We start from the raw sequence: 10074 nt of genomic DNA, 5'->3' as shown, positions 1-10074 counted from the left end.
TCATGGGAGTGATAACGAGCAAATGAATTTGTGCAGTGAGACTGCGGGAAATGACCTAACACAACGAACGTTAGTGAGTTGATGTAGGTCAAAGGCAATGAATGAAGGGTGGTGAATACAATGTTGTGAACTGAACCAAGTGACTGGAATAAGAAAAATAAAATAGAAAAGGGAGATGTTTTTAATGAAATTAAAAAACAATATTTTTACAACATTGCTATTAGCCATAGGTCTTATTATGCATCAAATTACACCAGGGATATTAGGTGGTATGAAATTTGATTTTCTATTGATTTTTATGGTTGTATCACTTTTATTGAATTATAAATTTGAAAATGCTATATTAACGGGCATACTAGGTGGCTTGCTTTCTGCTATGACTACTACTTTTCCAGGAGGGCAAATACCTAATATACTAGATAAAATAGTTACTTCTTTAATATTGTTTGTTTTAATAAAATATCTTAGTAAGTTTAATATTAATTTTTTAATAGTAGGAATATTAGGTGGTATTGGAACCTTTATAAGTGGTATGGTATTTTTGACTTCAGCTGCTCTTATTGTAGGTCTACCAGCACCAATGGGAGCATTGATAACTGGAATAGTTATCCCTACAATTATAGTAAACTCCATAGGCACAGTCTTTGTATATAATTTAGTTAAAATTGCAATAAAAAGATCAGGAATAGCTATAAACTGAGATAAATTAAACTGACCTCAAAATTCTAAAGGAATTTGGGGTCAGTTTAATTTATTGAGTGTTGTTTTAGGGATTAACTATATATTTGGGTATAATGAATAAATAGAGTATAATTATTAGGAGTATTATTATAAGTTTCAAGGAGGACATATGTTTACGAAATATTTTTTAGATCTTGCTACCAAAGGAAATCATAATTATTCAGATAAAGATGTAAGGGAGAGAATAGGATATACTGCTGGTTTAGTGGGAGTATTTGTAAATCTGTTACTATCTATATTAAAGCTTGCTGTAGGATTAATCACATCTTCTATTGCTGTTACTGCCGATGCTTTTAACAATTTATCCGATACTGCCTCATCTATTATGACCGTAATAGGATTTAAGCTTTCAAATGTACCACCAGATAAAGAACATCCTTATGGCCATGGAAGGATAGAATATTTGACCGCATTAATGATAGCATTTATGGTTATCTTAGTAGGATTTAAATTTGTTAAATCTTCAGTTGATAGGATAATTAACCCAAGGGTAATATTATTTCAAGTAATTCCTTTTATATTACTGGTAATATCAATATCTCTTAAAATATGGTTAAGTATATTTAATAGGAAACTTGGAAACAAGATTTCCTCAGCTGCTTTACAAGCAACGGCTACAGATGCTTTAGGTGATGTAATTATTACTTCTGTAGTAGCATTTTCTTTATTTTTATCATTATTTACGAATTACCCTATTGATGGATATATAGGTATTTTAGTATCTACCTTTATATTATATTCAGGATTTTCTTTGGTAAAGGAAACAGTTAGTCATTTAATCGGTAAGGCTCCAGATAAAGACTTAATAGATGAATTAATGGATGAAATCCTTTCCTATGATTATATACTAGGGGCACATGATCTTATAGTCCATAACTATGGACCTGGTAAGGTAATGGCAACTATAGATGTAGAGATACCCTTTGATATAGATGTGGTTACTATTCACGACATAATTGATCAGGCAGAAAGAGAATTAAGTGAAAGGTTTAACTTACATTTAGTAATTCATATGGATCCAGTAGGTTTTCAATCAAAGGAAACTGTTGACATTATGAATAAAATAAAAAATAGAATAAAAAAGGATGAATTTATTAAATCAATGCATGATTTTAATATTATAGAACAAAATGACAATAAAGTTGTTGTATTTCATGTAGTAGTCGATGGGAATAAAATTGATAGACAGTTTTCAGGAGAAAAATATAAAGAAGAATTGGCAGAAATCATAAAAGGAATAAATTCAGCCTTAGATTGTGATATTATTGTAGATACTGAATATTAGTAAAACTTATTGAATATATAACACATATACTTTTATTATTGAAATAGAAAGTCTTTATGAATAAATTAGAGAGATAGAATTTAAGAGAGTATTTGAATAATTCTCAAGAATTGACATGGGGATATGGTTCTGAATCAAAATTAAGATATACATCTTTAATCATATATGGGGAAATCTTTCGAGTGTTTCCAAGCAGCATAGTGGTCTGTTTCTATAAGTTTTTGGAATGTATCAATAAAATTTATTATATAATTAATGAAGAAAGACTTATTTCTTGAATAAATATTTGCTAAATGTTACAATTTAATAGAGTTTTGTAAATTAGATTGGAGAGATATAATGAAGGATTTAATAAAACGAATAAATGAACTTGCACATAAGGGAAAGACCATTGGATTAACAGAAATAGAAAAGGAAGAACAACAAAATTTGCGTCAAGAATATCTTGCGATTTTTAGGGGAAATATGAAGAATACTCTTATTAATGTAAAGGTAGTAGATGAGGAAGGCAATGATGTTACTCCAGAAAAACTAAAAGAAGAGCAGAAGAAAACGAAATATATAAATTAAAAAACTTCCCTCAATTATTTTAATATTAACTTCATGCTCAAATTCAGAAAAAGATAAACTTGATAATGGATATAAAAAGTTAACTGATACTGAACTTGCTTATATTGAAGATTATCCAACAGATAAGATTGTAAAAGAACTTGAAAACAAAATTCAGATGTCTATTTTAGAAGTTGATAACATAGAACTAAAAGAATTAAATATCTATGAAGATAAACTGTTAATGAGATCAAATGAAAATAAGAAAGAATTTGCAAATATATTTATAAATATATACTTAAAATTAGATAAAAGTTTAGATTTTCAAGAATCTACTAACTTGAGTAAAGAATATATTGATAAACTCATGGATACCTTTAGTGAAAGAAAAGGTGGAGAATTTAGACTTTCTAAAATATCTGTAATATTTGAATTTGAAAATCTTAATAAAAGAGCAGAAGAAAATTTATATTTTAAAGAGATTGATAAAGATATAAACATATTAGGTCTAAAACAATCAGAAGAAGATTTTAAGGTTCAAACAATTGTATTTAATGAACTTTCTAAGAATGATGAGATTGATATTTTTAGGCTGGGGCTAGAAGATATATCTAATGACTATATTATAGAGTTAAATGTCTTTGAAGTGAAGAATGCTGATACCTATGTTAATAATATAAATTTAAAAAATGATGACTTAATAAAAAAGTTTTCTAATGACGAATATATTAGAAAATACCTTAAAAGCAATTCTATAAATAAATTAAAACTAATTTATAATGTGCCATGGCATGAAGAACAACAATTTATATATAATTATGATCTATAATTTATATTAATATGAATTAGTTTGTTTATTTAATATATTAGAAAATGAGGATGAAAATGAAAAAACTTATATCATTCACATTAATTATCATCATATCCAATATGATAGTTTGGAGTTTTTATAAAAAATGAAGACATAATAAATTTGTATATATTTTATACATTTATGAAAAAAGACCAATGCATATTTAAGTCATTGGTCTTTTTCTTATTAATGAATACCACTCTGTCAAGTAGATAGTAAAAACAATAAAAACTAGATACAATAGAATCATTTTAGAGGCTATTTACTGGTTTTATTGGTGGTTGTGATTTTGAATAATTTTATGTCCACAAAATAGCTTTAGTATGATATTATAAAAATAATATTAAGAATATTCTATAAGATTATTTTTATTTTATATGTAGATAATATAGGGAAAACGGCAACTTACAAAAGGAGAATTCAAATGGACAAATTAAGGATTTGTGCTAGTATAAAACATCCGCCTTTTGAATTTATTAATGAAAAAGGTGCTATAGAAGGATTTAATATTGATATAACTAAAAGTATTGCTAAAGAGATGGGATTTGATATAAATATAGAACTATTAGAATGGGATGATGCAATAAGAAAAATGGAACGTAGAGAATGTGATGCCATTCAAGGCATGTCTATTAGTAGAGAACGAATAGAAAAATATGTTTTTGCATCGGAATATATAACGTTATTTCATTCAGCCATTGCATTGATTGATAGAAATGACTTAAATGATTTAACAGACTTAAAGGATTATAAAGTTGCTGTACAAGAAAATGACGGATATGAATTAATAAAAAAAATTCGCTCCCGTGGTAACAATAAATCAATGTTAATATCAACAAACCATGAAGATAATTTAAGACTGTTACTGTCAAAAGAAGTAGATATAGTTATTGGGAATAAGCTTACATTACTTTATTATATGGATAAGCTAGGAATTAAAGGCGGTTTTAAGCTATTGGGAAAGCCAATAAATATAACTAGATATGGTATTGCATTTAATAAAGGTAATTCAAATACTGCTTTTAAATTTAAAATTGGTATGGATAGAATAAAAGCAAATGGAGTTTATGAGAGTATTTATGATAAATGGTTTGGTCAAAATATTGTTTATTATGGTAAGCAAATTATCGAAAATGTGGATACAGGAGTAATCTATATTGATAAATTAGGTAGAATTAGTGCTGTTAATAATTTTGCAGAAAAACTACTGCATATTGATTCCAAAGATTTAATTTTTAAATCTTTTTATGAGACTGAAATAGCTAATATATTTAATATAAATATTATTCAAGGGATATTAGATTATTATCAAGATGCATATTACGGTAAGATCAAGATTAATATAGACAATATATACTATTACCTTGAAGTAAATTATATTAAGCTCTTAGATAAGAAGAACGAGTTAATGGGTGTATTGATTAACTTTAAGGATATTACAGAAAAGACAAAACTAGAAGAATTTCTTATAAGAAAAGATAAAATGGAATCACTAGGATTTCTTTTATTAAATGTAGCTCACGAATTGAGAAATCCTTTAACTAGCATTAAAAATTTTACTGAGTTGATGCCAGAACATATTCATGAAGAAGAGTTTAGGGAATCATTACTTTACCATGTACCAAAACAAGTAGATTATATAAATAAATTAGTTTCTAATCTATTGGAATATTCAAAGCCAAAAGAAGCAGAATTGACAAGAATTAATGTTAAGCAATTTTTTGATAATGAACTTTTGAGCTTATTCTATAAATTGATAAAATCTGAGAAGAATATCACCTTTTGTATAGATATAGCAGAAGAATTTTCAATTATTGCAGATCCTAATCAGCTTAAACAAGTATTAATAAACTTAATTCAAAATGCAAGTGACTCTATAAAAGAAAGTGGGATAATTAAAATATATTCATTTGAGAACAAAGATACTAAAGTAATAGCAATTGAAGATGATGGAGAGCCTATAGCTGAATCAGATTTATCAAAAGTTTTTGATCCGTTTTTTACGACAAAGCCAAGTGGTACGGGATTAGGTTTATTTATATGCTATCAATTAATAAAGGAAAATAATGGTAATATTGAAATAACCAATATACAAAATGGTACGAAGGTTTCTTTGATATTTAACAATAAAGGAGAAATGTAATAATGGATAATATATTGATTGTAGATGACGATGTATCAATTGTTGAAACTTTTAAATTTGCTTTAAAGAAAAAATATAATTTATTTTTAGCATATAATTCCAAAGATGCTTTGTATTACTTTATTAGCAATGATATATCTGTGACCATATTAGATTTAAAGCTTGGAAATGAAAATGGTATGGATTTATATTATGAGATTAAAGAAATTAATCCAAATGCTGTGGTAATAATAATAACAGCATTTGGTACAATCAAATCTTCTATAGAAGCTATTAAAAGTGGAATATTCAATTATCTAACAAAGCCCATTAACTTAAAGGAATTAGAATTCATAATTGCAAAGGGAGTAGAGGTAAATAATCTATATAAACAGTTAGATACTTTAGAGGAAGAAACAAGGGGAAAATATTATGAATATGGCATAATATCTAAATCTGAAAGTATGAAAAATGTGTTAAATACTGTGGAGAAAATAAAAAATGTGGATTCTAATATATTATTAACTGGTGAGAGTGGGACGGGTAAAGGTTTATTAGCAAGGACAATTCATGAAATGGGAAATAGAAGGACAGAACGGATGAATACAGTTAATTGTGCAGCCATCCCAAATGAGTTATTGGAAAGTGAATTATTCGGTTATAAAAAAGGTGCTTTTACTGGTGCAATAAAAGATAAAAAAGGATATTTTGAATTATCAAATAAAGGAACACTTTTTCTAGATGAAATAGGCGACTTGGATATTTCACTACAAGGCAAGCTTTTACATGCAATTCAAGAGAAAAAGATAATACCCCTTGGGGCAGAGGAAGAAATTGACGTAGATGTTAGAATTATAACAGCTACAAATAAAGACCTATTTAGCTTAGTTAATGAAGGAAAATTTAGAGAAGATTTATATTATAGATTAAATGTTATAAATATTAATTTGCCACCCTTACGTGAACGTAAAGAGGATATTCCATTTTTAGTCAATCACTTTATTTATAAATATAGTAGAATTCTGAATAAGAACATTGATAAGGTGGAATATGATTTTATTGAAGCACTGGAGAATTATGAGTTTAATGGAAACATTAGAGAGTTGGAAAACTTAATAGAGAGAGCAATAGCGCTCTCAGAAGGGGGAGTATTAACTAAAAATGATATTTTAACGCATTTAAATCCAGATGAAAAACCCAATAAAATGGCAGGTAAGAAATTGATACCAGTATTCATAGGAGATACTTTAGAAAATATTGAAAAAAAGGTTATTTTATCAACCTTTGAATTATGTAACCATAATCAGAAACAAACAGCTGAAATGCTTGGCATAACAGATAGAACTATAAGAAATAAATTTAAAAAATATATGGAAGAAAAAGATACAAAGAATAATTGAATCCATAATGGAAATTAAGAAAATATTTCCCCTTACCAATAAAGAGGAAAATTTTTCTGTAATTTAAAACCCATATAAATGTTGAAAATTCAAACAATTTGTAGAAAAAAGTCGAATAAGCGATATCTAAGGAAAAAAGTTCCGCAGATATCGTTTTTATTTTCTCAATCTATTTTATGAATGGCTAAATTTATAGGGTTAGAATTAGTAAAGTTTTGGTATAGTATTTGCAATGTATATTAAATAGATTATAAAGAATAAATATTACAAGTTAAGGGGGAGTGCCTAATACTTAGTGACTAAGTAAACAAAAAAATAAGCTTCTAAATTAATATAAGGAGGGGATAGATGAAATAATTAGGATACCATATATTAGTGGATGTGAATTTGTTGGATAAGTAAGTAGGATAATATCTATATTAACCAAAATTATTATACTTACTATGGGAGTATTACGTATTAAGAATGATTGGTGATATTGTAATATGATATCTATTACTATTAAAGGAGTGGTCGTAAATGACTTTTCAAGATTTCCTAGCAGCCATAGCTGTAGTGATTAATGGGTTACCACAAGGGTTACTTGCACTAAATTTTGGATTTGGAGCATTTCCCACAGCATTAGGCTTTCTTGCAGGTACTGTAGGAATGCTATTATTTGGTCAAGTTGCACCAATATCATTTCAAGCTGAAGCAATTGTATTAGCTGGAACTTTGGGTAAAGATAGAAATGAAAGATTAAATATTGTATTTTTTACTGGTATTTTGATGGCTATAATTGGTGGGATAGGACTATTACAGCCAACAATTGATTTTATAGGATCGTCTATTCTCAATGGAATGATGGCAGGAGTAGGGTTTTTATTAGCTAAAGTAGGAATAGATATGGTTAAGGCAGATAAGACAGCAGGTGGAGTTTCTATGTTAACAGCTATTTTTACTTACTTTCTAACTAGCAATTTAGTATATACCATAGTAATAAGTGTTTTTGCTAGTTCGCTATTATGGCTATATTTAAATAAAAAAAACAATGTATCTAATAATGAAGAAGTGAACCTAGAATATGAAAGATTCATACCACTAAAATTTAATTTTAGTAAAAATGTAATTCGTAGTACTTTGGCTGTAGTAACACTTCAAATAGGGGGAAATATTGCTTACTCAAGTATAACAGGAAGTATAGCAAACAAGCCAGTTAATGTAGATGCTGTAACACTATATTCAGGTATTGCTGATGCTGCAAGTGCATTCTTTGGTGGTGGACCTGTTGAGGCAATAATAAGTGGTACAGCTGTAGCCCCTAGTCCAGTTATAAGTGGGGTCATAATGATGGTTATTATGGCAGCAATTCTTCTTACTAGGTTATTGCCGAAGGTTGCTAAATATGTGCCTAGTGAATCAATAGCAGGTTTTTTATTTGTATTAGGAGCCATAGTCGTATTTCCTTCTCATATGGGTGTAGGATTAGAAGGTACACCAATTGTAGGAGGTGTAACAGCTATAGTAACAGCTGTCACTGATCCATTTGTAGGTATGATTGCTGGTATAGCTACTAGGTTTTTAATGAATATATTTTAAAATATTAATTTGAGGAGGATATCTATGTCTGTTAATAACTTATGGAAGATAAAAAAAGAGAACTGTGCATTAATTATTGTTGATATGCAGCATGATTTTATTTCTGAGGGAGCACCAATAGAATGTCCTGGTGGAAGAGAAATAATTCCAAATATCAGAAGAATAAAAGAATGGGCAAAAAATAATAATATTCCTGTATTTTATACTAAGGAAAGCCATAGAACACAAAAAGTAGATTTTGGACTAGAATTGGAAAGAAGTGAACCTGAACATTGTCTAGAAGGAACACCAGGAATTGAGATATTAGATGAACTTGAACCAGAGGATGATGATTATGTAATTATTAAAAGGAGATATAGTGGATTTTATCTTACTGATCTGGAAATATTGATGAAAGGTCTTAAAAAGAATTGCCTAATAATTACAGGAGCGGCAACGAATGTTTGTGTATATGCTACTGCATTAGATACGCAGCAAAGAGATATGAATGCAATAGTTCTTTCTGATTGCGTAGCAGGTACAAGCGTGGAGTTACATGAAGCATTCTTAAAAAACATTGATTATGTCATTGGAGATGTAGTTACATCACAAGAATTAATGGATACTTTATAATAGACTTTACAATACTAGGGCGCTTTTCTGTGCCCTAGTATTGTAAAGATTATATAGAATATTAAATGATGAGGATATTAAATATATTAAGGGTATAGTTGTAAAAGAAGTTATAAATATATTATACAAGGAGGAATAGCCTTGGGATATAAACTTATTGATTTGTCACAAGAAATATATCAAGGTATGTCAGTATTTCCTATGCATCAAAGGACATTTATAATGACCAATATGACACATGAAGAGAATATGGAGGCTACTGGAAGTAAAACTTTAGGATTTTCGGCAAGAAACCTTCTGATTAGTGAGCATGGAGGAACCCATAGTGATGGGGTGTGGGAATATAACCCTAATGGACCTACTATAGATAAAATGCCGTTAGAATATTTTTGGGGAAGTGCCATATGCTTAGATTTAAGTCATATTAGATATCCTAATTATATTGGACCTAGGGATTTAGAAGATGCTTTGGAAATATCAGGTCAATCAATTCGAAAGGGAGATATAGTACTACTATATACAGGTCATCACAATAGGAACTTTGGCACAGAAAAGTTTCAGACAGATTATTCTGGGTTAAGCTATGATGCAGCTAAATGGTTAGCTGAAAATGGTGTAGTAAACATTGGTGTAGATGCACCAGCCATAGATTTAACTCCAGATGATACTGATTTCTCTGCCCATTTAGTATGTGGAGAGTACAATATTACAAATACAGAAAACTTATGTAACTTAGATTTGGTGGCAAACAAAAGATTTTTATATATTGGATTGCCATTAAAAATTCGAGAAGGTACAGGATCACCTATTAGAGCTGTTGCTCTTGTGGAGGAGTGATTTATAGTTTTATGAAAGGAAAAGTATAAGGAGAGATAATATTGAATATAGTGGTAGGAATATCAGGAGGAAGCGGATCAATATATGCAGTATCACT

9 protein-coding genes are annotated in these 10074 nt (G+C 28.7%); all 9 read left to right on the top strand.

Features of this window, described 5'->3' with window-relative positions:
* Positions 1-184 precede the first annotated feature (184 nt).
* The 9 genes from RT714_RS15685 (at position 185) to RT714_RS15645 (ending at position 9977) form a co-directional block, all read left to right on the top strand.
* Complete coding sequence (locus RT714_RS15685) at positions 185-700, top strand: tryptophan transporter (protein WP_313758923.1); 516 nt, start codon at positions 185-187, stop codon at positions 698-700.
* A 150-nt stretch (positions 701-850) separates the two neighbouring features.
* Positions 851-2026, top strand: coding sequence for a cation diffusion facilitator family transporter (locus RT714_RS15680; RefSeq protein WP_313758922.1), 1176 nt, complete (start codon positions 851-853; stop codon positions 2024-2026).
* Positions 2027-2365: 339 nt separating this feature from the next.
* Entirely contained in the window at positions 2366-2596 is a 231-nt protein-coding gene (locus tag RT714_RS15675) for a DUF896 domain-containing protein (protein ID WP_313758921.1), read from the top strand.
* 157 nt (positions 2597-2753) lie between these two features.
* Positions 2754-3404, top strand: a complete 651-nt coding sequence (locus RT714_RS15670) for a hypothetical protein (RefSeq protein WP_313758919.1) — start codon at positions 2754-2756, stop codon at positions 3402-3404.
* 448 nt (positions 3405-3852) lie between these two features.
* A complete protein-coding gene (locus tag RT714_RS15665) occupies positions 3853-5571 on the top strand; it encodes a transporter substrate-binding domain-containing protein (RefSeq protein ID WP_313758918.1) in 1719 nt (572 codons plus the stop codon).
* 2 nt (positions 5572-5573) lie between these two features.
* Positions 5574-6950, top strand: coding sequence for a sigma-54 dependent transcriptional regulator (locus RT714_RS15660; protein WP_313758917.1), 1377 nt, complete (start codon positions 5574-5576; stop codon positions 6948-6950).
* Positions 6951-7469: 519 nt separating this feature from the next.
* Positions 7470-8528, top strand: coding sequence for an NCS2 family permease (locus RT714_RS15655; RefSeq protein ID WP_313758915.1), 1059 nt, complete (start codon positions 7470-7472; stop codon positions 8526-8528).
* A 24-nt stretch (positions 8529-8552) separates the two neighbouring features.
* Complete coding sequence (locus RT714_RS15650; protein WP_313758913.1) at positions 8553-9140, top strand: cysteine hydrolase; 588 nt, start codon at positions 8553-8555, stop codon at positions 9138-9140.
* A gap of 141 nt (positions 9141-9281) precedes the next feature.
* Positions 9282-9977 (top strand): cyclase family protein, encoded by a 696-nt coding sequence (locus tag RT714_RS15645; protein WP_313758912.1) that lies wholly within the window; start codon positions 9282-9284, stop codon positions 9975-9977.
* The last annotated feature ends 97 nt before the right edge of the window (positions 9978-10074 follow it).

This window comes from Tissierella sp., from assembly GCF_032104385.1.
Taxonomy (GTDB): Bacteria; Bacillota; Clostridia; order Tissierellales; family Tissierellaceae; genus Tissierella.
Note: the sequence above shows the minus strand (reverse complement) of the source record. Positions and strands in the feature narration are given on the sequence as shown.

What these genes read in the sequence shown, in the direction of transcription:
- RT714_RS15650 (WP_313758913.1), top strand. Translation starts at nt 8,553, where the DNA reads ATGTCTGTTAATAACTTATGGAAGATAAAAAAAGAGAACTGTGCATTA.
- RT714_RS15680 (WP_313758922.1), top strand. Translation starts at nt 851, where the DNA reads ATGTTTACGAAATATTTTTTAGATCTTGCTACCAAAGGAAATCATAAT.
- RT714_RS15655 (WP_313758915.1), top strand. Translation starts at nt 7,470, where the DNA reads ATGACTTTTCAAGATTTCCTAGCAGCCATAGCTGTAGTGATTAATGGG.
- RT714_RS15660 (WP_313758917.1), top strand. Translation starts at nt 5,574, where the DNA reads ATGGATAATATATTGATTGTAGATGACGATGTATCAATTGTTGAAACT.
- RT714_RS15665 (WP_313758918.1), top strand. Translation starts at nt 3,853, where the DNA reads ATGGACAAATTAAGGATTTGTGCTAGTATAAAACATCCGCCTTTTGAA.
- RT714_RS15685 (WP_313758923.1), top strand. Translation starts at nt 185, where the DNA reads ATGAAATTAAAAAACAATATTTTTACAACATTGCTATTAGCCATAGGT.
- RT714_RS15670 (WP_313758919.1), top strand. Translation starts at nt 2,754, where the DNA reads ATGTCTATTTTAGAAGTTGATAACATAGAACTAAAAGAATTAAATATC.
- RT714_RS15675 (WP_313758921.1), top strand. Translation starts at nt 2,366, where the DNA reads ATGAAGGATTTAATAAAACGAATAAATGAACTTGCACATAAGGGAAAG.